The 26,399-nt window shown below is 70.8% G+C and carries 26 protein-coding genes; 15 read left to right on the top strand and 11 right to left on the bottom strand.

What is annotated here, in order from left to right; genetic code table 11:
• Nucleotides 1–60: 60 nt before the first annotated feature.
• The 3 genes from BG482_RS17520 (at nucleotide 61) to BG482_RS17530 (ending at nucleotide 2,995) form a co-directional block, all read left to right on the top strand.
• Nucleotides 61–1,272 carry an acetyl-CoA C-acetyltransferase gene (locus BG482_RS17520; protein WP_079141869.1) on the top strand — a complete coding sequence of 404 codons (1,212 nt, stop codon included), beginning with the start codon at nucleotides 61–63 and terminating at the stop codon, nucleotides 1,270–1,272.
• 130 nt (nucleotides 1,273–1,402) lie between these two features.
• Nucleotides 1,403–2,359: a methylmalonyl Co-A mutase-associated GTPase MeaB gene (gene meaB, locus BG482_RS17525; protein WP_069769971.1), complete on the top strand. Its 957-nt coding sequence runs from the start codon at nucleotides 1,403–1,405 to the stop codon at nucleotides 2,357–2,359.
• A 294-nt stretch (nucleotides 2,360–2,653) separates the two neighbouring features.
• Entirely contained in the window at nucleotides 2,654–2,995 is a 342-nt protein-coding gene (locus tag BG482_RS17530) for an ATP-binding protein (protein WP_141746633.1), read from the top strand.
• 155 nt (nucleotides 2,996–3,150) lie between these two features.
• Here the strand turns inward: BG482_RS17530 and BG482_RS17535 are convergent, their stop codons facing one another.
• From BG482_RS17535 to BG482_RS17550, 4 genes are all read right to left on the bottom strand, one after another.
• Nucleotides 3,151–3,627 carry a MarR family winged helix-turn-helix transcriptional regulator gene (locus BG482_RS17535; RefSeq protein ID WP_069769973.1) on the bottom strand — a complete coding sequence of 159 codons (477 nt, stop codon included), beginning with the start codon at nucleotides 3,625–3,627 and terminating at the stop codon, nucleotides 3,151–3,153.
• 92 nt (nucleotides 3,628–3,719) lie between these two features.
• A complete protein-coding gene (locus BG482_RS17540) occupies nucleotides 3,720–4,526 on the bottom strand; it encodes an AIM24 family protein (protein ID WP_107450603.1) in 807 nt (268 codons plus the stop codon).
• A gap of 2 nt (nucleotides 4,527–4,528) precedes the next feature.
• A complete protein-coding gene (locus BG482_RS17545; protein WP_069769975.1) occupies nucleotides 4,529–5,179 on the bottom strand; it encodes an AIM24 family protein in 651 nt (216 codons plus the stop codon).
• A 1-nt stretch (nucleotide 5,180) separates the two neighbouring features.
• Complete coding sequence (locus BG482_RS17550) at nucleotides 5,181–5,813, bottom strand: AIM24 family protein (protein WP_069770014.1); 633 nt, start codon at nucleotides 5,811–5,813, stop codon at nucleotides 5,181–5,183.
• A 170-nt stretch (nucleotides 5,814–5,983) separates the two neighbouring features.
• On the opposite strand from BG482_RS17550, the gene BG482_RS17555 reads away from it, so the two are divergent.
• The 5 genes from BG482_RS17555 to BG482_RS17575 all read left to right on the top strand — a co-directional run bounded on the left by BG482_RS17555 (nucleotide 5,984) and on the right by BG482_RS17575 (nucleotide 8,738).
• A complete protein-coding gene (locus BG482_RS17555) occupies nucleotides 5,984–6,328 on the top strand; it encodes a DUF3817 domain-containing protein (protein ID WP_069769976.1) in 345 nt (114 codons plus the stop codon).
• Nucleotides 6,325–6,618 carry an MTH1187 family thiamine-binding protein gene (locus BG482_RS17560; RefSeq protein WP_069769977.1) on the top strand — a complete coding sequence of 98 codons (294 nt, stop codon included), beginning with the start codon at nucleotides 6,325–6,327 and terminating at the stop codon, nucleotides 6,616–6,618. Before BG482_RS17555 ends, BG482_RS17560 begins: the two co-directional genes overlap by 4 nt.
• 135 nt (nucleotides 6,619–6,753) lie before the next feature.
• The gene (locus BG482_RS45810) at nucleotides 6,754–7,734 is read left to right on the top strand and encodes a matrixin family metalloprotease (protein ID WP_069769978.1); all 981 of its coding nucleotides are present in this window, start codon (nucleotides 6,754–6,756) and stop codon (nucleotides 7,732–7,734) included.
• A gap of 96 nt (nucleotides 7,735–7,830) precedes the next feature.
• Nucleotides 7,831–8,337: a MarR family winged helix-turn-helix transcriptional regulator gene (locus BG482_RS17570; RefSeq protein ID WP_069769979.1), complete on the top strand. Its 507-nt coding sequence runs from the start codon at nucleotides 7,831–7,833 to the stop codon at nucleotides 8,335–8,337.
• A gap of 62 nt (nucleotides 8,338–8,399) precedes the next feature.
• Nucleotides 8,400–8,738 (top strand): DUF3817 domain-containing protein, encoded by a 339-nt coding sequence (locus BG482_RS17575; RefSeq protein ID WP_069769980.1) that lies wholly within the window; start codon nucleotides 8,400–8,402, stop codon nucleotides 8,736–8,738.
• 235 nt (nucleotides 8,739–8,973) lie between these two features.
• Here BG482_RS17575 and BG482_RS17580 read toward each other — a convergent pair whose 3' ends face one another.
• A complete protein-coding gene (locus BG482_RS17580; RefSeq protein ID WP_079141873.1) occupies nucleotides 8,974–9,687 on the bottom strand; it encodes a TetR/AcrR family transcriptional regulator in 714 nt (237 codons plus the stop codon).
• Nucleotides 9,688–9,924: 237 nt separating this feature from the next.
• Here BG482_RS17580 and BG482_RS17585 point away from each other — a divergent pair, with 237 nt between their 5' ends.
• The 5 genes from BG482_RS17585 (at nucleotide 9,925) to BG482_RS17605 (ending at nucleotide 14,941) form a co-directional block, all read left to right on the top strand.
• Nucleotides 9,925–10,899: a tetratricopeptide repeat protein gene (locus BG482_RS17585; protein ID WP_069769981.1), complete on the top strand. Its 975-nt coding sequence runs from the start codon at nucleotides 9,925–9,927 to the stop codon at nucleotides 10,897–10,899.
• Nucleotides 10,900–11,545: 646 nt separating this feature from the next.
• Nucleotides 11,546–12,178, top strand: coding sequence for a DUF6230 family protein (locus BG482_RS17590; protein ID WP_069769982.1), 633 nt, complete (start codon nucleotides 11,546–11,548; stop codon nucleotides 12,176–12,178).
• A gap of 118 nt (nucleotides 12,179–12,296) precedes the next feature.
• Nucleotides 12,297–12,932, top strand: a complete 636-nt coding sequence (locus BG482_RS17595; RefSeq protein WP_069769983.1) for a DUF6114 domain-containing protein — start codon at nucleotides 12,297–12,299, stop codon at nucleotides 12,930–12,932.
• Nucleotides 12,922–14,352, top strand: a complete 1,431-nt coding sequence (locus BG482_RS17600) for a hypothetical protein (RefSeq protein ID WP_069769984.1) — start codon at nucleotides 12,922–12,924, stop codon at nucleotides 14,350–14,352. Before BG482_RS17595 ends, BG482_RS17600 begins: the two co-directional genes overlap by 11 nt.
• 100 nt (nucleotides 14,353–14,452) lie before the next feature.
• A complete protein-coding gene (locus tag BG482_RS17605) occupies nucleotides 14,453–14,941 on the top strand; it encodes a hypothetical protein (RefSeq protein WP_069769985.1) in 489 nt (162 codons plus the stop codon).
• Between the two features lie 86 nt (nucleotides 14,942–15,027).
• Here BG482_RS17605 and pyk read toward each other — a convergent pair whose 3' ends face one another.
• From pyk to pta, 3 genes are all read right to left on the bottom strand, one after another.
• Nucleotides 15,028–16,458 (bottom strand): pyruvate kinase, encoded by a 1,431-nt coding sequence (gene pyk, locus BG482_RS17610; RefSeq protein ID WP_069769986.1) that lies wholly within the window; start codon nucleotides 16,456–16,458, stop codon nucleotides 15,028–15,030.
• Nucleotides 16,459–16,585: 127 nt separating this feature from the next.
• Nucleotides 16,586–17,791 carry an acetate kinase gene (locus tag BG482_RS17615; protein WP_069769987.1) on the bottom strand — a complete coding sequence of 402 codons (1,206 nt, stop codon included), beginning with the start codon at nucleotides 17,789–17,791 and terminating at the stop codon, nucleotides 16,586–16,588.
• A complete protein-coding gene (gene pta, locus BG482_RS17620; protein ID WP_069769988.1) occupies nucleotides 17,788–19,902 on the bottom strand; it encodes a phosphate acetyltransferase in 2,115 nt (704 codons plus the stop codon). Before pta ends, BG482_RS17615 begins: the two co-directional genes overlap by 4 nt.
• Nucleotides 19,903–20,125: 223 nt before the next feature.
• Between pta and BG482_RS17625 the strand changes: the two genes are divergently transcribed.
• Nucleotides 20,126–21,151 carry an ATP-dependent 6-phosphofructokinase gene (locus tag BG482_RS17625; protein ID WP_069769989.1) on the top strand — a complete coding sequence of 342 codons (1,026 nt, stop codon included), beginning with the start codon at nucleotides 20,126–20,128 and terminating at the stop codon, nucleotides 21,149–21,151.
• 38 nt (nucleotides 21,152–21,189) lie between these two features.
• Here the strand turns inward: BG482_RS17625 and BG482_RS17630 are convergent, their stop codons facing one another.
• The 3 genes from BG482_RS17630 to BG482_RS17640 form a co-directional block, all read right to left on the bottom strand.
• Complete coding sequence (locus BG482_RS17630; protein ID WP_256096394.1) at nucleotides 21,190–21,912, bottom strand: helix-turn-helix transcriptional regulator; 723 nt, start codon at nucleotides 21,910–21,912, stop codon at nucleotides 21,190–21,192.
• Between the two features lie 578 nt (nucleotides 21,913–22,490).
• On the bottom strand, nucleotides 22,491–23,189 hold the full coding sequence (locus tag BG482_RS17635; protein WP_069769991.1) for a response regulator: 699 nt from the start codon (nucleotides 23,187–23,189) through the stop codon (nucleotides 22,491–22,493).
• Entirely contained in the window at nucleotides 23,186–24,814 is a 1,629-nt protein-coding gene (locus BG482_RS17640) for a sensor histidine kinase (RefSeq protein WP_069769992.1), read from the bottom strand. Before BG482_RS17640 ends, BG482_RS17635 begins: the two co-directional genes overlap by 4 nt.
• Before the next feature lie 153 nt (nucleotides 24,815–24,967).
• Between BG482_RS17640 and BG482_RS17645 the strand changes: the two genes are divergently transcribed.
• The gene (locus BG482_RS17645; RefSeq protein WP_069769993.1) at nucleotides 24,968–26,374 is read left to right on the top strand and encodes a cation:dicarboxylate symporter family transporter; all 1,407 of its coding nucleotides are present in this window, start codon (nucleotides 24,968–24,970) and stop codon (nucleotides 26,372–26,374) included.
• Nucleotides 26,375–26,399 lie beyond the last annotated feature (25 nt).

The raw sequence follows: 26,399 nt of genomic DNA on the forward strand, positions 1-26,399 counted from the left end.
TCGAAGTAAACCCTCGTTCACTCCTCGGCCTGTGCAGGCCGGTAAGGGGAATCGCAGCTCATGACTGGATCGACTGGCTCCAACGGCACGACCTCGGTGATCGTCGCGGGCGCGCGTACGCCCATGGGACGGCTGCTGGGCTCCCTCAAGTCCTTCTCCGGCGCCGACCTCGGCGGCTTCGCGATCAAGGCCGCCCTCGACCGTGCCGGGATCGGCGGCGACCAGGTGCAGTACGTGATCATGGGCCAGGTGCTGCAGGCGGGCGCGGGCCAGATCCCGGCCCGGCAGGCCGCCGTCAAGGCCGGCATCCCGATGAACGTGCCGGCGCTCACCATCAACAAGGTGTGTCTGTCGGGCCTCGACGCGATCGCGCTCGCGGACCAGCTGATCCGTGCGGGCGAGTTCGACATCGTGGTGGCGGGCGGCCAGGAGTCCATGACCAACGCCCCCCACCTGCTGCCCAAGTCCCGTGAGGGCTTCAAGTACGGCGCGATCGAGATGCTCGACGCGATGGCGTACGACGGGCTGACCGACGCCTTCGAGAACATCGCGATGGGCGAGTCGACCGAGAAGCACAACACCCGCCTCGGCATCGCGCGCCCCGAGCAGGACGAGTTCGCCGCCCTGAGCCATCAGCGGGCCGCCGCCGCGCAGAAGAACGGCGTCTTCGAGGCCGAGATCACCCCGGTCGAGATCCCGCAGCGCAAGGGCGAGCCGGTCGTCTTCAGCAAGGACGAGGGTATCCGCGCCGACACCACGGCGGAGTCCCTGGGCAAGCTCCGCCCGGCGTTCACCCGCGACGGCACGATCACCGCGGGCACCTCCTCGCAGATCTCCGACGGCGCGGCGGCCGTGGTCGTGATGAGCAAGGCCAAGGCGCAGGAACTCGGCCTGGAGTGGATCGCGGAGATCGGCGCCCACGGCAACGTGGCCGGACCGGACAACTCGCTGCAGTCCCAGCCCTCCAACGCCATCCTGCACGCGCTGAAGAAGGACGGCCTGGAGGTCGCGGACCTCGACCTGATCGAGATCAACGAGGCCTTCGCCGCCGTCGCGGTGCAGTCAATGAAGGACCTCGGCGTGTCCACGGAAAAGGTGAACGTCAACGGCGGCGCCATCGCCCTGGGCCACCCGATCGGCATGTCCGGCGCCAGGCTCGTCCTGCACCTGGCGCTGGAGCTCAAGCGCCGGGGCGGCGGCGTCGGCGCGGCCGCGCTGTGCGGCGGCGGCGGTCAGGGCGACGCGCTGATCGTCCGGGTGGCCAAGGCCTGAGCCGTCGTCGAGCCGGACGACCATGGTCGAGCCGGACGACCGGATCCGGCCGGAGCTGACCGGAACCAGCCGGAACCAGCCGGATCCGACCGCAGACGGGCGGAGTTGAACGGAGCTGAACGGAGCTGTGATGCAGGACGTCTCCTCGCTGGCCGCCCAGGCCAGGGAAGGCCGGCCCCGGGCCGTGGCCCGGCTGATCTCCCTGGTCGAGGGGGCGTCCCCGCAGCTCAGGGAGGTCATGGCGACGCTGGCCCCGCTCACCGGCAACGCCTATGTCGTGGGCCTGACCGGTTCGCCGGGCGTGGGCAAGTCCACCACGACCTCCGCGCTCGTCACCGCCTACCGCAGACAGGGCAGGCGGGTCGGCGTGCTGGCCGTCGACCCGTCCTCGCCGTTCTCCGGCGGCGCGCTGCTCGGCGACCGCGTCCGGATGTCCGAGCACGCCTCGGATCCCGGCGTCTACATCCGTTCCATGGCCACCCGGGGCCATCTGGGCGGCCTCGCCTGGGCTGCCCCTCAGGCGATCCGCGTGCTGGACGCGGCGGGCTGTGACGTGATCCTGGTCGAGACGGTCGGCGTCGGCCAGTCGGAGGTCGAGATCGCCTCCCAGGCGGACACCAGCGTGGTGCTGCTCGCCCCCGGCATGGGCGACGGCATCCAGGCCGCCAAGGCCGGGATCCTGGAGATCGGCGACGTCTACGTCGTCAACAAGGCCGACCGGGACGGCGCGGACGTCACCGCGCGCGAGCTGAACCACATGCTCGGTCTCGGCGAAGCACGCGCGCCCGGCGACTGGCGGCCGCCCATCGTGAAGACGGTCGCCTCCCGGGCCGAGGGCGTCGACGACGTCGTCCAGGCGCTGGAGAAGCACCGCGCCTGGATGGAGGAGCACGGCGTCCTCGCCGAGCGGCGCCGCTCGCGCGCGGCCCGCGAGGTCGAGACGATCGCCGTCACCGCCCTGCGCGAACGCATCGGAGACCTGCACGGCGACCGCCGGCTGAGCGCGCTCGCCGAACGCATCGTCGCCGGCACCCTGGACCCCTACCGCGCGGCGGACGAACTGGTGGTGGGGCTCACCGAGGGGTGAGCAGCCCCCGGGCCGGCCGGACGCCGGCCTGGTGCCGCAGGCCGGCGCCGACGGGTGGAGCCGCACGGCACGACCCGCGGCGGCGCCGTGCCCGCCCGGCCCGGCGGATCCGTCGGCCGCCCGGGAGCCCGGCGACGCGCGGTGCCGTCGCCCCGGCCCTCACCTCCCGGCCGCCACCAACCCCCAGCCGGTGAGCCGGTGAGCCGGTGAGGCGGTGAGCCGGTCAGCCGGACGGCGGACAGCCGGTCGGCCGTCGGCCGGTCAGGTCAGGTGTCCGGGTTTGCGACCCGGCCCTTGCGCGCCTCCATCAGCCACTCGCCGCCCGGCGGTTCCACGCCCCAGGCCGCGGCGGCATCCGTGGAGGTGGCCGGATCGCGGGGGCAGTGGGGGCGGGTGCCGGCCAACCTGCTCGACCACGCGCCGCGGCACGCTCGTTCGGTCGGCACGGTGGCCGTGCGGCGCGAGACGACGGGGGATCGGGAGGGTGCGGTCGTCGCCGCCCACGACGGGACGGGGCCCGAGGTGGAGCTGGAGCGCGTCTTCGAACGCTTCGCACGGCTCGCCGCAGGCCCGCGGCCGGGACGAGGGCGGGGAGGGGCCGCCGCGGCCGGTGGCCGGCCATCGCCCGGGACATGACTGTCCGCCACGGGGACACGCTCACGGTCCGCCGGACGCCGGACGCCGGACGCCGGACGCCGGACGCCGGACGCGGGACGTCGGACGCGGGACGCCGGAAGGCGGAGCCCTGTTCGAGCTCCGCCTTCCGGACGGTTCCTGGCCGAGGGGTTCGCCTACGGCCGTCCCCGGTGCCCGCGGAGGTGTTCCGCGACGGGCTTGAGGGCCTTGGAGAGTTCCGCCAGGGCCTCGGGGGAGAGAAGGTCGATGAAGTGCCGCCGCACGGAGTCCACATGGTGCGGCGAGACCTTCTGCATCGTCTCCATGCCGTGCTCGGTCAGGACCGCGTACAGGCCGCGGCGGTCCGACTCGCAGTTCTCACGGCGCACCAGGTCCGCGTTCTCCATGCGGGTGATCTGGTGCGAGAGACGGCTCTTGGACTGGAGGGTGGCGGACGCGAGGTCGCTCATCCGCATCCGGAAGCCCTCGGACTCGGAGAGGTTCACGAGGATCTCGTAGTCGTTCATGGTCAGGCCGAACGGCTGCAGATCCTTTTCGAGCTGGTACGTCAACAGCCTGTTGACGTCCAGATGGGTGCGCCAGGCGCACTGCTCCGCATCGGTCAGCCACCGAGTGGCCGTGTCGGTCTCCATAAATGAAGTCTACCTAAAATGTTGAAAGGCGAACTAGTGAGGGTGGTGTGACGGTGCGCACGCGTTCGATGTCACACTCCGCAGACTACCGCTCACAGCCCGAAGCGACGCTGGAGGTCCCCCAGCTGTCCGGGAAGGCGCGGTGCGCCGGATTGCGCTCCGGGGCCGCCGTGACCACCCGCGCCGGCCCCCGAACCGGGCACTCCCGGCTCGTGCGGAACCGCCCCCGTGGCCTGCTCCGCCATCAGGATCTCGGTCGACTGCAGCAGGACCGTCCCGGCCCCCACGAACTCGAACTGGTGCTCCTCGCCGGAGGCGCCGCCCAGGCCCGTCAGTGCACGTAGACCGCCCATCACGCCCGTCATGTACCCGTGGTCGTAGTGGTGGCACGGGGAGGGGCAGTCGGCCCATCCGACGAGCGCCTGGGGGTCCACCCGGAGGGGAGGTTCCATGAACACCACCGGACCGTTGGACGCGGCCACGAACTTTCCGGTTCCGATCAGCGTGAGGAATCCCGGCACGATCGACTGCTTGAGCGACAGACTTGGCTGAAAAGCGAGCAGATTGCCCGAGCGAATGGTCAGGTTGCCGTCGTCCAAGTCGTACGAATTCACGTCGAAGGCCCGGTCGGCGAGGAGCATCTTGCCCGAGCCCTCCGCCACGACCCAGTCGCTCGCGTGCAGAGGCGAATGGAAAGAAGTGCGCACCAGACGGTCCAGCCGGCCGTGTCCGACGCCGTTGAAGTCGATCGACCCGTAGTAGGCGATCATCTTCCCCTTCTGCAGGAACCACTGGCTCCCCTTGAGCTCCACGCAGAAGGTGTAGTTGTTCACGTTGTCGTCGACCGGCAGGGTCATGGGGTCGTACACCGTCGGGCCGCCGCCCGGAGCCCCGTACATGCTCACAGCTTCTCCTCCGACGCCTGGACGAACACCGCACCGCTGCCGCTGAGCTCCAGCTGGAACGCCTCGCCGGAGCCGCGGCCCACCATGTCCCGCCAGCCGAGCGCGGTCGACAGCTTGTTGCGGACGTCGCCGTGGTGGGCGACATAGGCCTGGGGGTCGACATGCACCGGGCGCTGCGGGGTGATGGGGACCTCGAAGACCCCGCCGTGGGCCATCACGGCGACGGCCCCCTGGCCCTTGAGGGTGGTGGTGAACAGCCCCTGTCCGCTGATCTGGCCGCGGACCATGCCCATGACCCCGCCCTGGGAGCCCAGGAACATCGTGCCCTGCTGAAGAGTGCCCTCGAAGGCGAGCAGCCGGTCCGCCTCGACGTACAGCGTGTCGCCGGTGAGCCGGATGACCTGGACGTGGTGGCCGCCGTGCCCGAAGAGGACGGTGCCGCTGCCCTCGACGGTCATCAGCGGGGTGTCCTCGTTCGCGAGCCGTCGGCCGATCATGGACATCACGCCGCCCTGGCCGCCCTGGATGTTGGGCGTGAAGGACACCTCGCCGCGGTACGCGAGCATCGCGCCACGCTGGCTGTAGAGCCGCTGGCCGGGGACCACGGTCGCTTCGACGATCTTGGAGTTGATCTCACGGAACGTCATGTCACACATCCCCCGCGATCGTGTTGCGCTCGCTCGGCTGGACGTATACCAGGCCGTTCCCCTCGAAGCGGATCTGGAAGGCCTCGCCGCCGCCCTCGCCCATGAAGGTGCGGAACGTCACGCCGGAGTGGAAGGACTGCCGGACGTCGCCCTGGTGCGCGATGTACGCCCCGGGGTCGACGGTCAGCGGGTACTGCGGGCTGACGCGCAGCACCACGGCCGGGCCGTCCGAGGTGATCGCGGCCTGGCCGTGCCCCTCGACGGTCGTGGTGAAGAGTCCGTTGCCCTGGGTCGCGCCGCGGAGCCCGGTGAAGCTCGTCCCCGTCCGCAGCCCGGCGTCGGTCGCGAGCAGATTGCTCGCCTCGACGTACAGCTTGTCTCCCTGGAGCTGGACGAGGTTGATCTCGGAAGCACGGTCGGCGAACCAGCACGTGCCCTGACCCTTCACCTCCATCACGGTCATCTGCTCGCCGGTGAGCCGCCGGGTCACCATGCCCCGGATGCCGTCACCGCCGCCGCTGAGCTTCTTGAACGCCATCTGCCCGTCGTACGCGACCATCGAGCCGTTCTTCGCCTTCACGGCGTCCCCGGTCATGTCGACGGCGAGCACCTTGCTGCCTTGGAGTCGAAACATCGCCACGCTGCGAAGGTATCCGCCACCCGGGTGCGCACAACAGCACCCGGGGGTGGAGAACGACCCTGAACGCACCCTTAGGGGGACCGTTTGCCACAATGGACGAACGCTTGTGCGTGCATTCACAAACCGTCCTGCCCGACGCCGTACCTCCCCCCCGAAGGTGACCCGTGGACCTGAAGACCGCCTCCGCCATCCGCCGACTGCGTCTGGTCTCCGCGCCCGAGGCCGTGTCCTTTCTCCTGCTGCTGGTCTGCTCCGTGCTGAAGCGGACCACCGACTTCAACGCGGTGCCCGTGATGGGCATGGTCCACGGCGTGCTGTTCGTGCTGTACGTGCTCTTCTGGGCGGACGCCTGGAACCGGGCCAAGTGGTCCCTGAGGACCGCAGCCCTCTACTTCGTCCTCTCGGTCCTGCCGACCGGCGGTTTCTTCGCCGAGCGCAAGCTGCGCCGTGAGGCCGAGGACGCGGTCATCGCCTCCCGCGCCCGCAGCGAAGGCGTGGTGAACGCGTGATCGTCGCCTTCTCGGTCACCCCGCTGGGCGTCGGCGAGGACGTCGGCGAGTACGTCGCCGAAGCCGTCCGCGTCGTCCGCGAGTCGGGCCTGCCGAACCGCACCGACGCCATGTTCACCTCCGTCGAGGGTGAATGGGACGAGGTGATGGACGTCGTCCGGCGCGCCGTGGCCGCCGTCGAGGAACGCGCCCCCAGGGTCTCCCTGGTCCTGAAGGCGGACATCCGCCCCGGCGTGACCGACGGCCTGACCTCGAAGGTGGCGACCGTGGAGCGGCACCTGGCTCCGTAGCCCCCTGAACACCCGTCCGGCCGGTCACCCGAACGGACACGGAGAGGCGGGGTTGCCGCCCGAACCGCATGGCTAGTGTCTCCCGGAGTCGATCATGTGACGCGCGACGGCGCGGCGCCTGAAGGGGAGTGTGCGGTGGCAGGGCGGCGAGGACCGGGAACTCTCGGCAGGGCGATCACGGCGTTCGTGCTGGCGGCGTCGCTCTCCGCGGTCTGCGTGGGGGAGGCGCGGCGCGCCCCCGCGTGCGCCCTGGCGCGTGGCGAGCTGACCGTCGAGGACCTGCCCGCGGGCTCGTCCGTGCGGGACTGCCGCGCCGTCGGCCGTGTGGTCACCCACGACGGCGCGGGTCTGGCGGTCCCCGAACCCGGCACGACGGTCAGCGTCGACGCGCTCACCGCTGACGGCTCGGCGCACGACTTCACCGTGGCGGTCGACGCCGACGGCACGGTCTCCTACGCCTACGAGGCGGATCACGCGCAGGCCCGCCCGCACCGGCGTCGCCGTACCGACGCCCCCGCCCCCTGCGCCGACGGCGCGTACGCCACCGCCGGGCGCAAGGAGTACGGCACGTACGAGTGGTTCCTCGGCGACGGCCCGCTGCCCGCCCACCTCTCCCGCGCCGAGGCCCGGCACGCCTTCGAGGCCGCCGTCGCCGCCATCACCACGAGCCGCAACGACTGCGGCTACGAGGACACCGTCACCGCCAGGGCCAGGTATCTGTCGACCACCGACCACGAGGCGGGCATCGACCACGAGGCGCGCTGTGTGCGCCGGGACGGCCTGAGCGTGTGGGACGCGGGCGACATCGGCCCCGAGGCCGTCGCCACGACCTGCTCCTGGAGCCGCCCGGTGCACGACGGCCCGGAGGAGCTGCTGGAGGCCGACGTCCGCTTCAACACCCACGACTACGAGTTCACCGACCACCCGTCCGGCGCCTGCACGCGCGCGTACGACCTGCGCAGCGTCGCCACGCACGAGGCCGGGCACGTCTTCGGCCTGGCCCACGCCGGCCCGGGACACGAGAACCTCACCATGTACGCGAGCTCGTTCGCCTGCTCCGCCGCCGCCCGCACCCTCGGCAAGGGCGACGTCCTCGGCCTGCGCAGCCTCTACTGACGGCATAGGCGTACAGCCTCGGCCCGGGCGGTTTCGGGGGACCGACAGGCGAGACGGGGCTGACCGCGATGTGACCGGCCGGTAAGGTCTGGAGGCGTGCCGAAACCGCTCAGTCTCCCTTTCGACCCCATCGCCCGCGCCGATGAGCTCTGGAAGCAGCGCTGGGGGAACGTGCCCTCCATGTCCGCGATCACCTCGATCATGCGCGCGCACCAGATCCTGCTCGCCGAGGTGGACGCCGTGGTCAAGCCGTACGGCCTGACCTTCGCACGGTACGAGGCGCTGGTGCTGCTCACCTTCTCCAAGGAGGGCGAGCTGACCATGTCGAAGATCGGCGAGCGGCTCCAGGTGCACCCCACGTCGGTGACGAACACCGTCGACCGGCTGGTGCGGTCGGGCCTGGTCGACAAGCGCCCCAACCCCAACGACGGACGCGGCACTCTCGCCGTCATCACCGACAAGGGCCGTGAGGTCGTCGAGGCGGCCACCCGCGACCTGATGGCGATGGACTTCGGGCTCGGGGTGTACGACGCGGAGGAGTGCGGGGAGATCTTCGCGATGCTGCGGCCCCTGCGGGTGGCGGCGCACGACTTCGAGGACTGACCGGCGCGGCGGGTCCGGCCCCGGGCAAGATCGCCCCAAAACCGGTGGTTAGGCTCGGCCTCATGAAAAAGAGCGTGCTGACCCGCTATCGCGTCCTGGCCTACGTCACCGGTGTCCTGCTGGTGCTGCTGTGCCTGAGCATGATCGCCAAGTACGGCCTGGACGTGGACGGCGCCGCGGACTTCACCCGCGTCATCGCCATCGCGCACGGCTGGCTGTACGTCCTCTACCTGGGCTTCGCCTTCGACCTGGGCTCCAAGGCGAAGTGGCCGTTCGGCAAGCTGCTGTGGGTGCTGCTGGCCGGGACGATCCCCACGGCGGCCTTCTTCGTCGAGCGGAAGGTCAGCCACGAGTTCGCCGGCCGGACCGAGGGCACGGCCCCGGCGCCCGTCCGGGCGTGACTCCGCCGCCCGTCGAGGCGTGACCCCACTGCCGGTCGTGGCAGACCCCGTCGCCGTGCGCTCCCGCGCGTGCGGCGGTCTCGCGCGTGCGGCTGTGCCGCGTCGGCGCGGACCGGCGCGCCCTGGTGCGGGTCGTCACGTGCCGTGATGCGCCGGGCCGCGCGGTGCTGTGCCGTGAGCGGGCATGACGCACCGTCATACGGTGGAGCGGCGTGGGAGGTCGCGCCCCGGCGGGTCAGCTGCCGGACGGGCCGGACGCGCCGGAGGAGCCGGACGGGCCGGAGGAGCCGGACGGGCCGGAGGAGCCGGACGGGCCGGAGACGTCGTTCGGGACCGATGCCGACGACAGGCCGTGCAGCAGCACGCGCGTGAACCCGCGCACCCACTCCTCGTCGGCCGGCTCCGCGCTCACCAGGGTGCGGTGCACCACCGCGCCCGCCACCACGTCGAAGATGAGGTCGACCGTGCGGGCGGCCTCCACCGGGTCGTTCTCCGGGGGGAGTTCGCCGCGGGCCTGCGCGCGGGCCCTGCCCTCCAGGACCAGCCCCTTCTGGGGGTCGACGATCGAGGCGCGGATGCGTTCGCGCAGCGCGTCGTCGCGGGTGGACTCGGCGATGGCCGCCATCAGCCCGCTCTTGGCCTCCGGTCGGGCCAGGATCGCCGCGAACTGCAGGACCACGCCCTCGATGTCGGCCGCCAGGCTGCCGCGGTCGGGGAGTTCGAGTTCGCCGAAGAGTTCCGCGACCGCGTCGACGACCAGTTCGTTCTTGCCGGCCCAGCGGCGGTACAGGGTCGTCTTGGCGACTCCGGCGCGGGTCGCCACGTCCCCGAGGGTCAGTTTCGACCAGCCCAGTTCGACCAGCGCCTCCCGCGTCGCGGCCAGGATCGCGGTGTCCGCGGCGGCGCTGCGCGGACGGCCGGGACGGCAGGCGGGAGTGCGGATCTGCATGCCTCCGACCATAACCGCAGGTTTTTTCCCCGCCCCCGTGAGGCAGATCACCGGGGGGCGGTGTTGCGGAGGCACCCCGTGCCATTACGCTACGACTCGTATCGAAAGCTCGTGACGGACGTACACGGGCCAGGTCCGGCAGGGCGCGGGTGGGGACCCGGGCGCTCGTGTTCGGGATGTTCGGGACGTATTCGGATCGCTTTTCACGCAGGCGCGCGGACGGGGGAGGATAGACGCATGCAGCCACGGAACATGTCCATGAGCGGAGTCGTCGACCTCGCCGCGGTGAAGGCGGCCCAGGAGGCCAAGGCGAAGGCGGAGCAGACGCGCGCCGAAGCGGCCCGGCAGGGCGGCGCGGGGGCCGTCTCCCCGGCCGATCTCGTCATCGACGTCGACGAGGCGGGGTTCGAGCAGGACGTCCTGCAGCGGTCCGCCGAAGTGCCCGTCGTCATCGACTTCTGGGCGGAGTGGTGCCAGCCCTGCAAGCAGCTGAGCCCCGTCCTGGAGCGGCTCGCCGTCGAGTACAACGGCCGCTTCCTGCTCGCCAAGATCGACGTCGACGCCAATCAGATGCTGATGCAGCAGTTCGGGGTGCAGGGCATCCCGGCGGTGTTCGCGGTCGTCGCCGGGCAGGCGCTGCCCCTCTTCCAGGGAGCCGCCGGCGAGGCGCAGATCCGCCAGACCCTCGACCAGTTGGTGGAGGTCGCCGAGCAGCGGTTCGGGCTCACCGGTCTGACGGTCGACGCCGACGCCGAGCCGGGCGCTCCCCAGCCGGTCGCGGCCGAGCCCGTCGGGCCGTACGACGCCCTGCTCGAAGCCGCCGTACGGGCCCTGGACGCCGGTGACTTCGGCGGCGCCGTCCAGGCCTACAAGAACGTGCTCGCCGACGACCCGGGCAACAGTGAGGCCAAACTCGGTCTGGCTCAGGCCGAGTTGCTCCACCGGGTGGGCGGCATGGACCCGCAGCAGGTGCGCAAGGACGCCGCCGAGAGGCCGAAGGACGCCGAGGCCCAGATCGCCGCGGCGGACCTGGATCTGGTGGGCGGTCATGTCGAGGACGCGTTCGGCCGGCTCATCGACACCGTGGCCCGTACGGCCGGTGACGACCGGGACGCCGTGCGACTGCGGCTGCTCGAACTGTTCGAGGTGGTCGGCCCCGAGGACCCCCGGGTCGCTGCGGCCCGGCGCGCGCTGGCGCGCGCCCTGTTCTGATCCCCCGAGCGCCCGGGTTCTGACCAGTCGCTAAACGTCAGAGCCCGTGCTGTCGGAGTGAAAATTCTGCCGATGTGGTTCCCCCGCGGCCGCGCTTTACCAAATCTTGGTAATCGCGGCCGCTGTTACTGGGAGTAAGACGCGGCCGTCGATCTGTCGGATTCCGTCCATCGATCAACAGTTTTGTCCTGGGCATGAAGGACACCCTGCGTCGTCGGCCGAGACCTGTGGGTCGTTGTTCGGTTATCCGGCCGTTACTAGCCAGTAACGAACCCCCTTGTGCGGGCGGCGAGAATGCACCACGATCGGCCACGCTCGGTCCAATCCCGTACCCCGACAGCCGGTTGGGTCAACGGGTTTTCCTGGGTCCCCACCGAGCAGGGCCCGACGGCAGAGTCGTCGGCCCTTGGACAGGGGGGTCTTCGCTGCGGCGAAGCCTGTCCAGCAAGGTTGTGCGTGATGCGTGTCAGGCGCGACCAGTGGTTGTCGCTCGGGGGTGATCGCCGGTGATCGGTGCGCGGTTCGCGCCTCCGGGACAGGCGCTCCCCTTCCCGAGGACGTAGCACTTCTCCCATCCCTGCCCGGCTGAGCCGCCGTCTCGGAGGCGAGTCAGGGCCAGGAGATGTACGTCCGAGAAGGAGGAAATATGGAGTCCCAGGTGCGTGGCGGGACCAGATGGAAGCGCTTCGCTGTGGTCATGGTGCCCAGCGTCGCAGCGACGGCATGCATAGGCGTGGCCCTCGCGCAGGGTGCGCTGGCCGCGTCGTTCAGCGTGTCGGGTCAGTCGTTCAAGGTGAGCGCCGACAAGCTCGAAGGCACGGGCTTCTCGCAGTACGGCGCGATCGACTCGGGTTACACCCTCGACGGCAAGAAGACGGCTCACCCCGTCGCCGTCTCGGCGTTCAAGAGCGCCTCGATCACGAACATGTGCCAGTCCGTGGTCACCCCGAACATCCCGCTGCTCGGGTCCGTCAGCCTCACGCTGAAGGCGGGCGGCGGCGGTACGCCGGTCGAGGCCGAGAACCTCTACATCGACGTCGACGACCTGAGCGCGGACGCCGTGTTCAAGAACATCGACATCGGCGTCGCGGCCAAGGACGCCAACAAGGGTCCCGGCCTCAAGAGCGGTGACGCGGCGAACCCGTACGGCTTCGCTCAGCAGGCCGAGTCGGCCACGCTGACCGACGTGAAGCAGACGGCGTGGGCCACCACCGCCGGAACCTTCAAGCTCAGCGGCCTGAAGATGTCGCTGTCGACGGGTGTCAAGGAGTGCTACTAAGCACTCTCTGACGGGCGGGGGAGCCGGTGGCGCCCCCGCCCGTCCAGTCTGAAGCCCGGGTCTTCACCGGCAGCACGACTCACCACCACAGAAACGCCGCACCAGGGAGCTGTTTTCCATGAGCGCCGAGACCCCTGCCGCATCCGGCCAGTTCACCCGCCGGAGGCAGCAGTTCCGCGCCTGGCGGGGCACCAGGCCGTTCTGGGCGGGCCTGTTCGTCCTTCTCGCCGGCTTCCCCATCGCCTACTTCCCCTACGCCCACCTCCAAGTGGGCCACCTGACTCTGGCGATGGCGACCACCGCGGGCGCGGGGTCACTGATCATCGGCGTGCTGCTGGGCGTGCTGGGCATCAGTCTGTGGTTCCAGAAGCATGTACAGGTCTTCGCGGGCGTCGCGGCGATCCTGCTGGGCCTGGTGTCCATCCCGGTGTCCAACCTCGGCGGCTTCCTCATCGGTTTCCTGTTCGCCCTCGTCGGCGGCGCGATGGCGATCTCCTGGGCCCCGGGCGCACCGCCCGCCCCGGCCCCGGCGCCGGAGACCGGCGCGAACGCCGGAGACGCCCCCGAGGGCGCGTACCCCGAGGGCTCCGCCCCGGCGGGCGACCTCGGCGTGAACCCGTACAGCACAGGTCCCGCCGCGGCCGACAGGCCGTCCTTCAGCAAGGGCGAGGGACCGGGCGAGCCGCACGACCTGCACGATCTGTCAGGAACGAGCCCGGCCAACGGGGCGAACGGGAGGCACAGTGCCGGCTGACGAGGTCTTCACCGGGAGCGATGTGGACGCTGCCTGCGTGAGAACCACCGGGCCGCGGCACGCGGCACCCAAGAAGCCGCTGTTCACCAGGTTCCACATGCCGGCCGGCAAGGCGATAGCCCTGGCGGCCATGCCGACGGCGGTCCTCATGGGGATGGGCTTCACACCCACCCTCGCGAACGCCGACGACCAGCCGTCGTCCAAGAACCTCACGATCGACGAGTACAAGGACTGCGTGGCGGCTCTGGAGGGCGCGGACGCCTCCCCGTCGGCCTCGCCGTCGCCGTCCGCCTCGAAGTCCGCCGACGACTCCAAGGACGCTTCCAAGGACGACTCCAAGGGCTCCTCGGACGGCGCCAAGGGCGACTCCGGCGGTTCGAAGGACACGTCGGGCTCCTCCGGGTCCTCGGGTGGCTCCTCGGACGACAAGGGCGGCTCGTCCTCGTCGGATCCGGGTTCCGGCGACGCGGCCCAGCCCGCCCCGTCCGCGTCCTCCTCGCCCGCGAAGGCGCCGACGTCCGGTGACACCGCCGCGACGACTCCGTCGGCCGCCGAGACGGGCAAGAACGTCCTGGAGACCATCGGCGACGCCCTCAAGGATCTGGTCGACGGCAAGGACCCCGCCGGGACCTCCGACGCGAGCCCGTCACCGTCGGCCTCCCCCTCGGCGGACGCCTCCGCCCCGGCCTCCGACGCGGGCTCCTCCGGTTCCTCCGGCTCAAGCTCCTCGGGCTCCTCCGGTTCCTCGGACAAGGGCTCCTCGGACACGTCCAAGGACTCCGGCGACTCCGGCACGGTGAAGGGCGCCGTCAAGGACACCGCCGACAAGGCGAAGGACGCCGTCAAGGACACGGCGACGGACACGGCGAAGGACACCAAGGACACCGCCGCCGACGCCACGGCCTCGCCGAGCCCCTCGTCGAGCGCCACCACGAACGCCGACGACTGCCCCGCCGCCACCGACGACGAGGGCGGGATCGACAACAAGGTCCGGCTGCCCGACGACCCCTGGTTCCTGAACGCCAGCTCGCTGCTCCTCAAGGGCGCGGACTACCAGGGCATCGTCAAGGTGAAGACCGCCAACGGCACCGTCAAGGAAGTGCTGAAGTACGTCATCTCCGGCGGGACCGACATCGGCGACCTGCACCAGACGGTGAACGACAAGCAGGCGAACCGCACTTACCACGTGCAGGCCGGCAAAGGCACGACGTCCACCATCAAGGACGGCGACACGATCATGTACACGGAGAGCATCTCCGGCAACCTGTTCGGCCTGATCCCGGTGACGTTCAGCCCGAAGAGCCCGCCTCCGCTGAACATCCCGCTGATCTACTTCACCAACGCCAAGGTGCAGCAGGCGGGCCAGTTCGGCGGCACGCTCACCGTTCCCGGCCTCCACCAGTACACGACCGCCGGCTGAGCGCCGACACCACAGGCCACTCCGGGAGCCGCGAGAAGACCGTGCCCCCGCCGGGTTCCACACCCGGCGGGGGCACGGTCCTGTGAGGGGAGCAGGCGAGGTGATCATTTTCTCGTTCGCGCCCCGCGCCGAAGACGTCTTCTGGTCCCCAGAGCTGCGGCCGGAGCACCCGGACCGGCCGGAGCACCCGGAGCTGACCGGCGCGGACTTCTCCATGAGCTACTTCCGAGCAGACGTGCAGCTCGTGGTTCACGGTGTGGATCTCAGCCTGCGCACGCCTGGATTGCCCGTGGTCGACTTCGCGCTGATGCTGGAGTACGCGAGGAGGGAGCTGGAGGCGCGGAGCGGCATCGCGGTGGAGACGAGCGTGACCGAGCACGTGTTCTCGCTCAGCCGGGGACCGGAAACCGTCACCCTCACGACGAACTACGCCTCGGCCGTAGCCGAATTGACCTGGGACGAGCTGCGTCAGCTGACCGACCGGGCGAAGGCCGAGGCGTTCCGGCTGATCACGACCGCCCATCCCGAGCTGCGCGACAACGCGTGGCTGCGGGAGACGGTCGGAGGGGGAGCGTCGCCGTCCGCGTGATCCGACGGCGGAAGCGCCGAGGGCGCCCCCTGCCGCAGGGGGCGCCCTCGGTGCTGTACGGGCTCCGGTACGGCGGAGCCGCCCGCTCAGTCGCGGGAGCCGCCGCCGAGGTGGTGGACGCGGAGCATGTTGGTGGTGCCGGGGACGCCGGGGGGCGAGCCGGCGGTGATGATGACGATCTCGCCCGGGCTGAACCGGTTGATCTTGGCGATCTCCTGGTCCACCATGTCGACCATCTCGTCGGTGGTGTTCACGAACGGCACGATGTGCGACTCGACGCCCCAGCTGAGCGCCAGCTGGTTGCGGGTGCCCTCGTCGGTGGTGAAGGCGATGATCGGCTGGGACGCGCGGTAGCGCGAGAGCCGGCGGGCCGTGTCACCGGACTGCGTGAAGGCCACCAGGCCCCGCCCGCCGAGGAAGTCGGAGATCTCGCACGCGGCACGGGCGATCGAACCGCCCTGCGTGCGCGGCTTCTTGCCCGGCACCAGCGGCTGCAGGCCCTTGCTGAGCAGCTCCTGCTCGGCCGCGGTGACGATCTTCGACATCGTCTTCACGGTCTCGATCGGGTACGCGCCCACGCTCGACTCGGCGGACAGCATGACCGCGTCCGCGCCGTCCAGGATCGCGTTGGCCACGTCGGAGGCCTCGGCGCGGGTCGGACGGGAGTTGGTGATCATCGACTCCATCATCTGGGTCGCCACGATCACCGGCTTGGCGTTGCGCCGGCACAGCTCGATGAGGCGCTTCTGCACCATGGGGACCCGCTCCAGCGGGTACTCGACGGCGAGGTCGCCACGCGCGACCATCACACCGTCGAACGCCATCACGACGTCCTCCATGTTCTCCACCGCCTGCGGCTTCTCCACCTTGGCGATGACGGGGACCCGGCGGCCCTCCTCGTCCATGACCCGGTGGACGTCGGCGACGTCCTTGGCGTCCCGGACGAAGGACAGGGCGACCAGGTCGGCGCCCATACGCAGCGCGAACCGCAGGTCCTCGATGTCCTTCTCGCTGAGCGCGGGCACGTTGACGGCCGTGCCGGGCAGGTTGATGCCCTTGTGGTCGGAGATGACACCGCCCTCGATGACGATCGTCCGCACCCGCGGGCCCTCGACGTCCAGGACCTTCAGCTCGACGTTGCCGTCGTTGATGAGGACCTGGTCGCCGCGCGAGACGTCGCCCGGCAGGCCCTTGTACGTCGTGCCGCAGATCGTCTTGTCGCCGGGGACGTCGTCGGTGGTGATGGTGAACTCGTCACCGCGCACCAGCTCGACGGGGCCCTCGGCGAAGGTCTCGAGACGGATCTTGGGGCCCTGGAGGTCGGCGAGGACACCGATGGCCCGGCCGGTCTCCTTGGCGGCGGCCCGCACCCGGTCGTAGCGACCCTGGTGCTCGGCGTGCGAGCCGTGGCTGAAGTTGAAGCGGGCCACGTTCATGCCGGCTTCGATCAGCGAGACGAGCATTTCGTGGGAGTCGACCGCGGGGCCGAGAGTACAGACGATTTTCGAACGGCGCATGGGGCGATCCTATCGGTTTGTTTCGCTACGGAATATTCCGTCTGGTGGAAGATACAAATGAGAGTGCTTGTGCTCAGTTGCTTTCCTGCTCAGTTACTTCGGTCGCCGAGCCGTCGAGCCGCAATCATTACCGCTTCACCAGTGCGTAGGTCTGTGTGGCGATCTCCAGTTCCTCGTCCGTCGGCACCACGGCGACCGCGACCCGGGCGTCCGCCGGAGAGATCAGCCGCGGCTCGTCGCCGCGCACGGCGTTCAGCCCGTCGTCCACCACCAGGCCCAGGGAGTCCAGCCCCGCCACGGCCGCCGCCCGCACCGGCGCCGCGTTCTCCCCGACCCCGGCGGTGAACGCGACCGCGTCCACCCGCCCGAGTACGGCGTAATAAGCGCCGATGTACTTCTTCAACCGGTGAATGTAGATGTCGAAGGCGAGCTTCGCCTGCTCGTCGCCCTCGTCGATCCGGCGTCGGATCTCCCGCATGTCGTTGTCGCCGCACAGCCCGACGAGACCGCTCTTCTTGTTGAGAAGAGCATCGATTTCGTCGATGGACATTCCGCCAACGCGCGCCAAATGGAAGATGACGGCCGGGTCGGCGTCCCCGGAACGCGTACCCATCACGAGCCCTTCCAGAGGCGTCAGTCCCATCGAGGTGTCCACGCACCGGCCCTTCTCCACGGCCGACGCCGACGCCCCGTTGCCGAGGTGCAGCACGATGACGTTCACCTCTTCGGGGGTCCTGCCCAGCAGCTTCGCCGTCGCCCGGGAGACGTACGCGTGCGAGGTCCCGTGGAAGCCGTAGCGGCGCACCCGGTGCGCGTCGGCGGTCTCGACGTCGATCGCGTAGCGCGCGGCCGCCTCCGGCATCGTCGTGTGGAAGGCGGTGTCGAAGACGGCGACCTGGGGCAGGTCGGGGCGCAGGGTCGTCGCCGTGCGGATGCCGGTGAGGTTGGCCGGGTTGTGCAGCGGGGCGACCGGGATCAGCCGCTCGATCTCGGCGAGGACGGTGTCGTCGATCACGGTCGGCCGGGTGAAGTGCTTGCCGCCGTGCACCACACGGTGCCCGACGGCGGCCAGTTCGGGGGAGTCCAGGCCGAGACCGTCCTTCGCCAGCTCCTCGGCCACGGCCTTCAGGGCGGCGTCGTGGTCGGCGATCGGCCCGCTCTGCTCGCGGCTCCCGCCGCCGGTGGCGAGCGGCGTGTGCTTCAGCCGGGAGGACCGCTCGCCGATGCGCTCGACGAGCCCGCTCGCCAGCCGGCTGCTGTCCCGCATGTCGAGCAGCTGGTACTTCAGCGACGAGGAGCCGGAGTTGAGGACGAGGACACGGGTCGCGCTCACAGTTCGGTCGCCTTCTCGCTGGAGGTCTGGATCTGGGTCCGGGCCGAGCTCTGGGCCTGGATCGCCGTGATGGCGACGGTGTTGACGATGTCCTGGACGAGAGCGCCCCGGGACAGGTCGTTGACCGGCTTGCGCAGCCCCTGCAGCACCGGCCCGACCGCGATCGCGCCGGCGGACCGCTGTACGGCCTTGTAGGTGTTGTTGCCCGTGTTGAGGTCCGGGAAGATCAACACGCTGGCCTGGCCGGCGACTTCGGAGCCCGGCAGCTTGGTCGCGGCGACGGTCGGCTCGACGGCGGCGTCGTACTGGATGGGCCCCTCGATCTTCAGGTCGGGCCGCCGTCCGCGCACCAGCTCCGTCGCCTCGCGCACCTTGTCGACGTCCGCACCCGAGCCGGACGTGCCGGTGGAGTACGACAGCATCGCGATCCGCGGCTCCACGCCGAACCGGGCCGCCGTCGCGGCCGACTGGACGGCGATGTCCGCGAGCTGCTCGGCGTCCGGGTCGGGGTTGACCGCGCAGTCGCCGTAGACGAGGACCTTGTCGGCCAGGCACATGAAGAACACCGACGAGACGATGTCGGCGTCCGGGTTGGTCTTGATGATCTCGAAGGCGGGCCGGATGGTGGCGGCCGTGGAGTGCACGGACCCGGAGACCATGCCGTCGGCCAGCCCCTCCTGGACCATGAGCGTGCCGAAGTAGTTCACGTCGGACACGACGTCGTAGGCCAGCTCGACGCTGACGCCCTTGTGGGCGCGCAGAGCGGCGTACTTCTCCGCGAAGGCGTCGCGCAGTTCGCTGGTCGCCGGGTCGATCAGGGCGCAGTCACCGAGATCGATGCCGAGGTCGGCGGCCTTCTTGCGGATCTGGTCGACGGGCCCGAGCAGGGTGAGGTCGCACACGCCCCGGCGCAGCAGCACCTCGGCCGCGTGCAGGACGCGCTCCTCGGTCCCCTCCGGAAGCACCACGCGGCGCTTGTCGGTGCGGGCCTGCTCGAGGAGCTTGTGCTCGAACATCATCGGCGTGACGCGGTCGGTGCTGGGCGCGGAGACGCGCTTGAGCAGTTCGCTCGTGTCGACGTGCCGCTCGAACAGGCCCAGCGCGGTCTCGGCCTTGCGGGGTGTGGCCGCGTTCAGCTTGCCCTCCAGGGAGAACAACTGCTCCGCCGTGGGGAAGCTGTTGCCGGGCACCGACACGACCGGCGTGCCGGGGGCCAGGCGGGCGGCCAGGGTGAGGATCTCGTGGGTCGGGACCTCGCCCAGCGTCAGCAGCACACCGGCGATCGGCGGGGTGCCGGCGCTGTGCGCGGCCAGCGTGCCGATCACCAGGTCGGCCCGGTCGCCTGGTGTGACCACGAGGCAGCCCGGCGTCAGGGCGTTGAGGAAGTTCGGCAGCATCGCCCCGCCGAAGACGAAGTCGAGGGCGTCGCGGGCCAGCCCGGAGTCGTCGCCGAGGAGCACCCGTGCGCCCAGGGCGTGGCTGATCTGCGCGACGGTCGGCGCCGAGAGCGCGGGCTCGTCGGGCACGACGTAGCAGGGCACGGGCAGCCTGGTGGCGAGACCGGCGGCGATCTCCTCCCGGTCCTCGGGGGCGACCCGGTTGGTCACCATGGCCAGCACGTCGCACCCGAGGCCCTCGTACGCCCGGTAGGCGTTGCGGGTCTCGGCGAGCACCGACTCCGCGGTCTGCCTGCGGCCGCCGACGACCGGGATCACGGACGCGCCGAACTCGTTGGCGAGGCGCGCGTTGAGCGCGAGTTCGTCGGGGAACTGGGTGTCGGCGTAGTCCGTGCCGAGGACGAGGACCACGTCGTAGGCGCGGGCGACCCGGTGGAACCGCTCGACCAGGGTGGAGACGAGTTCGTCCGCCCCCTGTTCGGCCTGGAGGGCGGACGCCTCGTGGTAGTCCATGCCGTAGACGGTGGCCGGATCCTGAGCCAGCCGGTAGCGGGCGCGCAGCAGCTCGAAGAGCCGGTCGGGTCCGTCGTGGACGAGAGGACGGAAGACGCCCACCCGGTCGACCTGCCGGGTCAGGAGCTCCATGACCCCCAGCTCGACGACCTGGCGGCCGTCGCCGCGGTCGATACCGGTCACGTACACGCTGCGGGTCACGCGAGCTCTCCGTTTCGTTCCGGGGCAGTTTGTCGGCGCTCGGCCCGGGCGCTCGGCCCGGCGTCTCTCCGGCGCACAAAAATCGCCCACCTAGGTGAGCAGATCCCTCTTGACAATACCCCCGGCCGTGGTTAAGGCGCCTGGCAAGAGACAGTCCGCTCGGCGGCGTGAAACAATCGAATCCGGCTCACCGGCAACGACAGCGAGCAGGAGACACAGCACGATGCGCATCGGAGTTCTCACCGCAGGCGGCGACTGCCCCGGCCTGAACGCAGTGATCCGGTCGGTCGTGCACCGCGCCGTCGACAACTACGGCGACGAGGTCATCGGCTTCGAGGACGGTTACGCGGGGCTGCTGGACGGCCGTTACCGGGGGCTCGACCTCAACGCGGTGAGCGGCATCCTGGCCCGAGGCGGCACCATCCTCGGCTCGTCCCGGCTGGAGCGCGACCGGCTGCGGGAGGCCTGCGAGAGCGCCTCCGACATGATCCACGACTTCGGCATCGACGCCCTCATCCCGATCGGCGGCGAGGGCACGCTGACGGCGGCGCGCATGCTGTCCGACGCCGGACTGCCGGTGGTCGGCGTCCCGAAGACGATCGACAACGACATCTCCTCCACCGACCGCACGTTCGGATTCGACACGGCGGTCGGCGTCGCGACGGAGGCGATGGACCGCCTGAAGACGACCGCGGAGTCCCACCAGCGGGTGATGGTCGTCGAGGTCATGGGCCGCCACGCGGGCTGGATCGCGCTCGAGAGCGGAATGGCCGCGGGCGCGCACGGCATCTGTCTGCCCGAACGCCCCTTCGACCCCGCCGACCTGGTGAAGATGGTCGAGGAGCGGTTCGCACGCGGCAAGAAGTTCGCGGTGATCTGCGTCGCGGAGGGCGCGCACCCGTCGGACGGCACGATGGACTACAGCAAGGGCGCGATCGACCAGTTCGGCCACGAGCGCTTCCAGGGAATCGGGACGGCGCTCGCCTACGAGCTGGAGAGGCGGCTCGGCAAGGAGGCCCGCCCGGTCATCCTCGGTCACGTCCAGCGCGGCGGCGTCCCCACGGCCTACGACCGCGTCCTCGCCACCCGCTTCGGCTGGCACGCCGTGGAGGCGGCGCACCGCGGCCAGTTCGGGCGGATGACGGCGCTGCGCGGCACGGACGTCGTGATGGTGCCGCTGGCGGAAGCGGTGACCGAGCTCAAGACGGTGCCCAAGGACCGGATCGTGGAAGCGGAGTCGGTCTTCTAGACCCCGGCGGGCGTCACCGGCCCGTCCGGCGAGCACACCTAGACGGTCCGCTCCCTCAGGCTCGTCCAGAAGGCGTCGATGATCCGGTCGAGGAAGTCGTCGCCGGCGTCGCTCGCCTCCCCGGCCGCGCTGCCGCCGCCCCAGCTCAGCGTGGCGACCATCCTCCCCTGGTAGTCCCGGTGCAGCTCCTGGAGCGCGTCCTCCAGGAGCCGCCGGTCCAACGGCACGATCCTGCCGACCGGCTTGACGTACGCCTGCCAGCGCGTGCGGGCGGCGGCGCGCAGCAGGTCGGCGAGCTCGGCCTCCCGGCCGGTGACCGTGACCAGGTCCGGCAGCGAGAGGCCGAGCAGCTCGGCGAGGGCGGCGCACTGCCGGTCCGTGCCACGCCACTGCCCGCTCTGCTCCATGCGCGTGTACGCCGTGAACTCGTGGCCCACGGCCCGTGCGACGTCCTCGGGCGCCAGGCCTCGGGCGATACGGCACTCGCGCAGGGTGCGGGGACGTCCGATGAGCTCGGCAGGGGAACACCACAACACGCCCGCGAGAGCGGTGAGTTCGGCGTGGGCCGGGGTGAGCGCACCGCGTTCCCAGGCGTTCACCAGGTCGGGGGTGACGTGCGCGAGGGCGTAGGAGGCGCGCAGTCCCTGGGCGACGTGACCGGGGGTCATGCCGAGGGCGACGCGGAGCCTGCGGGCGGCGGGGGCGTTGAAGGGAGGACCGGGCTGACGGGCGTGAGCTGCGGGTCTGGACACGGGGGACAAGGTAGGCGGCCCGGGGTGCCGTGACTACGGGGTGTTCGGACATAGTCACCGGTCGTAGGAAGCTACGGGGGTGACGCAGGCGGCGAGCGGGACGGCGACACGAGTGAACCGGGGCGCCGGGACGCGGGACGCGGGGTTCGTGTCCGGCGTCCCCCTGAGGTACTGCCTGGTCCGTCGTCGCAGAAGGAGGCGCCTTGGCCGAACCGGACGCGCGACCGGGGCAGTTGCGGCGGCGATACGAAGTGCCGACGGCGGCTCCCGCCGCCGCGCGTCCTCCGCGGTCGGCGACGAACGGGCGGGCGACGAACGGGCGGGCGACGGGCGGGCGGGGGACGAACGGGCGGGCGACGAGCGGGCCGGGGGGCGAACGGCCGCCGACGGCAGGAGCCGGGAGCGGCCCTGCTGCTCGCCGACGCGGGCGGGTGCCTGCTGGGCGCCCTCCGTACGGCCTCGCCCGGCCGTTGCTGCACGGGCCGGTCCGCCTCCGCCAGCCCTCGCCCCCGGTGTCCTCCGGGGCGACGGCGCCCGCACCCGGGCCGACGTCGTCGTCGTCGAGGTCCGCGTCGAAGCGGGCCGGCTCAGCGCCCCCTGACCTGCCCCGGCACCCACCGGTAGACCAGCTCCGGCCTTCCCACCTGCCCGTACAGCGGTTTGCGCTCCGCCCGTCCGGCCTCGACCAGATGTTCCAGATACCGCCGGGCGGTGATCCGGGAGATGCCCACGGCCTCGGCCACCCCGGCCGCCGTCAGTCCCTCGGGGGCCTGCCGGACGGTCTCCGTCACCCGTTCCAGGGTCGGTGCGCTCAAGCCCTTGGGCAGCGCGGCGGGGCCCGGCGCGCGCAGTGTCGCGAGCGCCCGGTCGACCTCGTCCTGACCGCTCGCCTCGCCCGCCGCCCCCCGGAACTCGGCGTACCGCACCAGCCGGTCGCGCAGGGTCGAGAACGTGAAGGGCTTCAGCACGTACTGCACGACCCCCAGCGAGACGCCTTCGCGGACCACCGTCAGGTCACGCGCCGAGGTCACCGCTATGACGTCCGCGTGGTAGCCGGCCGCCCGCAGCGTGCGGGCCAGTTGGAGCCCGTGTCCGTCCGGGAGGTGCAGGTCCAGCAGGAGGAGGTCCACCGGCGTGCGGTCCAGCAGTCGCCGGGCCTCCGCGCCGGTGTGCGCCTTGCCCACGGCCACGAACCCCGGAACCCGTCCGACGTACATGACGTGGGCGTCCGCGGCGACCGGATCGTCCTCCACGACCAGCACTCTTATCGGCTCTTCGCTCGTCATCCTCTGCCTCCCGGCGCCGACGCGGCCGTCGTCCGCAACGGCAGGCGCACCACGAACTCGGCTCCGCCGCCCTCGGCCTCGGCCACCGACAAGGTCCCCTCGTGCCGCTGCACGGCCTGCCGTACCAGGGCCAGTCCGAGGCCCCGGCCGCCCGGCCCGGACGGCTTCGTCGAGAAGCCGCGCTCGAAGACCTGGGAGGCGTGCGCGGGGTCCACCCCCGCTCCCGTGTCCGCCACCCGCAGCAGCAGTTCGGGGCCGTGCGTGGACGCCGTGACCGTCACCCGGGCCCGCATGCTGCCCTGGGCGGCGTCCACCGCGTTGTCGATGAGGTTGCCCAGGATCGTCACCAGGTCGCGGGCGGGCAGGGACTCCGGCAGCACACCGTCGTCCAGGGTGCTCTCCTGGGAGACCACCAGCTCCACGCCCCGCTCGTTGGCCTGTGCCGTCTTGCCCAGCAGCAGCGCCGCCAGGACCGGCTCGGCGACCGCCGCGACCACCTGGTCGGTCAGCGCCTGGGCCAGCTCCAGTTCCGCCGTCGCGAAGTCCACCGCCTCCTGCGCCCGCCCCAGCTCGATCAGCGAGACGACCGTGTGCAGCCGGTTCGCCGCCTCGTGGGCCTGTGAGCGCAGCGCCTGGGTGAAGCCGCGCTCGGAGTCCAACTCGCCCATCAGCGACTGCAGTTCGGTCACATCGCGCAGGGTGACGACCGTGCCGCGGCGCTCGCCGCCCGACACCGGGGAGGTGTTCACGACGAGCACCCGGTCCGCCGCGAGGTGCACCTCGTCCACCCGCGGCTCGGAGGCCAGCAGCGCGCCTGTCAGGGGAGCCGGCAGACCGAGGTCCGCGACGGACTGCCCCACCACCTCCTCGGAGACGCCCAGCAACTCGGAGCCTCCGTCGTTGATCAGCGCCACCTTGTACTGTCCGTCCAGCATCAGCAGCCCCTCGCGCACCGCGTGCAACGCGGCCTGGTGGTAGTCGTGCATCCGGCTCAGCTCCGTCGCGTTCATGCCGTGGGTGTGCCGGCGCAGGGACGCGTTGACGACGTACGTGCCGATCGCGCCGAGGGCCAGCGCCCCGCCGGCCACCGCGAACAGCGCCGTCACCTGGTCCTGCACGCGCTTGCTGATCGACTCCACCTTGATGCCCGCGCTGACCAGGCCGACGACGCTCCCGTCGCCGTCCTCGATGGGGGTGACCGCGCGGACGGACGCGCCGAGCGTGCCGGTGTAGGTCTCGGTGAAGGTGTCGCCCCGCAGCGCCTTCGCGGTGTTCCCGCGGAAGCGCTGGCCGATCTGGGTCACGTCCGGGTGGGTCCAGCGGATGCCCTGCGGATTCATGATCGTGACGAAGTCGACGTCCGTGTCCCGCATGATCCGCAGCGCGTATGGCTGGAGCTCCGTGGTGGGGCGGGGCGTGCGGATCGCCGCCCGCACGGAGGGGGAGTCGGCGACGGAGCGGGCCACCGCGGTGGCCTGGCTGCGTGCCGCCTGCTCGGCCTGGTCGCGGTCGCTGACGTACGTGAACAGCGCGTATCCCGCCACGAGCACCGCGATCAGCACGGCCTGCATGGCGAACAGCTGGCCGGCGAGGCTGCGGGGTCGGGGCAGGTCGGGGATGCGCATGCCGTCAGTGTGCCCCCGCGGCCGAGCGTGAACTAAATGAACGGAAGGGTGACCGCCCTCACAGCTCGCGAGAGAGTCACCGCATCCCCCATAACTCCCCGGACGTGAGCCGCACGCCGGTGATTGCCGACGAAGACGTCAAGGAGGGCAGCCGTGGCCGCCAGCAGCACCCCCGATACGGCACCTGCCGCACCCGTGGTCAAGCGGGACCGCACCCACTACCTGTACATCGCGGTGATCATCGCGGTGGCGCTCGGCATCACGGTGGGCCTCACCGCCCCCGACTTCGCCGTCGAGCTGAAGCCCATCGGGACCGGCTTCGTCAACCTCATCAAGATGATGATCTCGCCCATCATCTTCTGCACGATCGTGCTGGGCATCGGGTCGGTCCGCAAGGCCGCCAAGGTCGGCAAGGTCGGCGGCATCGCCCTCGGCTACTTCGTGGTCATGTCGCTCGTGGCGCTCACCATCGGCCTCGTCGTCGGCAACATCCTGGAGCCGGGCAGCGGCCTGCACATCACCAATGCGGTGAAGGAGACCGGCCAGGCGCAGGTCTCGGCGGAGGCCAAGGACACCACCGAGTTCCTGCTCGGCATCATCCCCACCACGATCGTCTCCGCCTTCACCCAGCCGGACGTGCTGCAGACCCTGCTCATCGCGCTGCTGTGCGGCTTCGCCCTGCAGGGCATGGGCAAGTCCGGCCAGCCGATCCTGCGCGGTGTCGAGCACATCCAGCGGCTCGTCTTCCGCATCCTCGCGATGGTCATGTGGGCCGCTCCGGTCGGCGCGTTCGGCGCGATGGCCGCGGTCGTCGGCTCGGCGGGCGTGGACGCGCTCAAGAGCCTCGCCGTGCTGATGCTCGGCTTCTACATCACGTGCTTCCTGTTCGTCTTCATCGTGCTGGGCGCGATGCTGAAGATCTTCACGGGTCTGAACATCCTGACGTTCTTCAAGTACCTCGCCCGTGAGTTCCTGCTGATCCTGTCCACCTCCTCCTCCGAGTCCGCGCTGCCGCGGCTCATCGCGAAGATGGAACACCTGGGCGTCAGCAAGCCCGTCGTCGGCATCACCGTCCCGACCGGCTACTCCTTCAACCTCGACGGCACCATGATCTACATGACCATGGCGTCCCTGTTCATCGCCGACGCCATGGGCACCCCGATGTCGATCGGCGAGCAGATCCCGCTGCTGCTCTTCCTGTTCGTCGCCTCCAAGGGCGCGGCCGGCGTCACCGGCGCGGGCATGGCGACCCTGGCCGGTGGTCTGCAGTCGCACAAGCCCGCCCTGGTGGACGGCATGGGTCTCATCGTCGGCATCGACCGCTTCATGAGCGAGGCCCGCGCCCTGACCAACTTCGCGGGCAACGCCGTCGCCACGGTCCTGGTCGGCACCTGGACCAAGGAGATCGACAAGGAGCGCGTCCAGCTGGTGCTGGCCGGTGGTCTGCCGTTCGACGAGAAGACCCTGCTCGACCACGACGACGACGTCGCCGACGACACCGCCCCGGCGGAGCTGCCCGAGCAGCGCGAAGAGGGCGAGAAGGAACTCGCCAAGGCCTGAGATCCGGATCCCGGGCCCCTGCGCT

The sequence above is a fragment of the Streptomyces sp. LUP30 genome, assembly GCF_001746365.1.
GTDB lineage: Bacteria > Actinomycetota > Actinomycetes > Streptomycetales > Streptomycetaceae > Streptomyces.

What these genes read in the sequence shown, in the direction of transcription:
- BG482_RS17520 (WP_079141869.1), top strand. Translation starts at nt 61, where the DNA reads ATGACTGGATCGACTGGCTCCAACGGCACGACCTCGGTGATCGTCGCG.
- meaB (WP_069769971.1), top strand. Translation starts at nt 1,403, where the DNA reads ATGCAGGACGTCTCCTCGCTGGCCGCCCAGGCCAGGGAAGGCCGGCCC.
- BG482_RS17535 (WP_069769973.1), bottom strand. Translation starts at nt 3,627, where the DNA reads ATGGAGACCGACACGGCCACTCGGTGGCTGACCGATGCGGAGCAGTGC.
- BG482_RS17540 (WP_107450603.1), bottom strand. Translation starts at nt 4,526, where the DNA reads ATGTACGGGGCTCCGGGCGGCGGCCCGACGGTGTACGACCCCATGACC.
- BG482_RS17545 (WP_069769975.1), bottom strand. Translation starts at nt 5,179, where the DNA reads ATGACGTTCCGTGAGATCAACTCCAAGATCGTCGAAGCGACCGTGGTC.
- BG482_RS17550 (WP_069770014.1), bottom strand. Translation starts at nt 5,813, where the DNA reads ATGTTTCGACTCCAAGGCAGCAAGGTGCTCGCCGTCGACATGACCGGG.
- BG482_RS17575 (WP_069769980.1), top strand. Translation starts at nt 8,400, where the DNA reads ATGAAAAAGAGCGTGCTGACCCGCTATCGCGTCCTGGCCTACGTCACC.
- BG482_RS17580 (WP_079141873.1), bottom strand. Translation starts at nt 9,687, where the DNA reads ATGCAGATCCGCACTCCCGCCTGCCGTCCCGGCCGTCCGCGCAGCGCC.
- BG482_RS17585 (WP_069769981.1), top strand. Translation starts at nt 9,925, where the DNA reads ATGCAGCCACGGAACATGTCCATGAGCGGAGTCGTCGACCTCGCCGCG.
- BG482_RS17590 (WP_069769982.1), top strand. Translation starts at nt 11,546, where the DNA reads ATGGAGTCCCAGGTGCGTGGCGGGACCAGATGGAAGCGCTTCGCTGTG.
- BG482_RS17595 (WP_069769983.1), top strand. Translation starts at nt 12,297, where the DNA reads ATGAGCGCCGAGACCCCTGCCGCATCCGGCCAGTTCACCCGCCGGAGG.
- pyk (WP_069769986.1), bottom strand. Translation starts at nt 16,458, where the DNA reads ATGCGCCGTTCGAAAATCGTCTGTACTCTCGGCCCCGCGGTCGACTCC.
- BG482_RS17625 (WP_069769989.1), top strand. Translation starts at nt 20,126, where the DNA reads ATGCGCATCGGAGTTCTCACCGCAGGCGGCGACTGCCCCGGCCTGAAC.
- BG482_RS17635 (WP_069769991.1), bottom strand. Translation starts at nt 23,189, where the DNA reads ATGACGAGCGAAGAGCCGATAAGAGTGCTGGTCGTGGAGGACGATCCG.
- BG482_RS17640 (WP_069769992.1), bottom strand. Translation starts at nt 24,814, where the DNA reads ATGCGCATCCCCGACCTGCCCCGACCCCGCAGCCTCGCCGGCCAGCTG.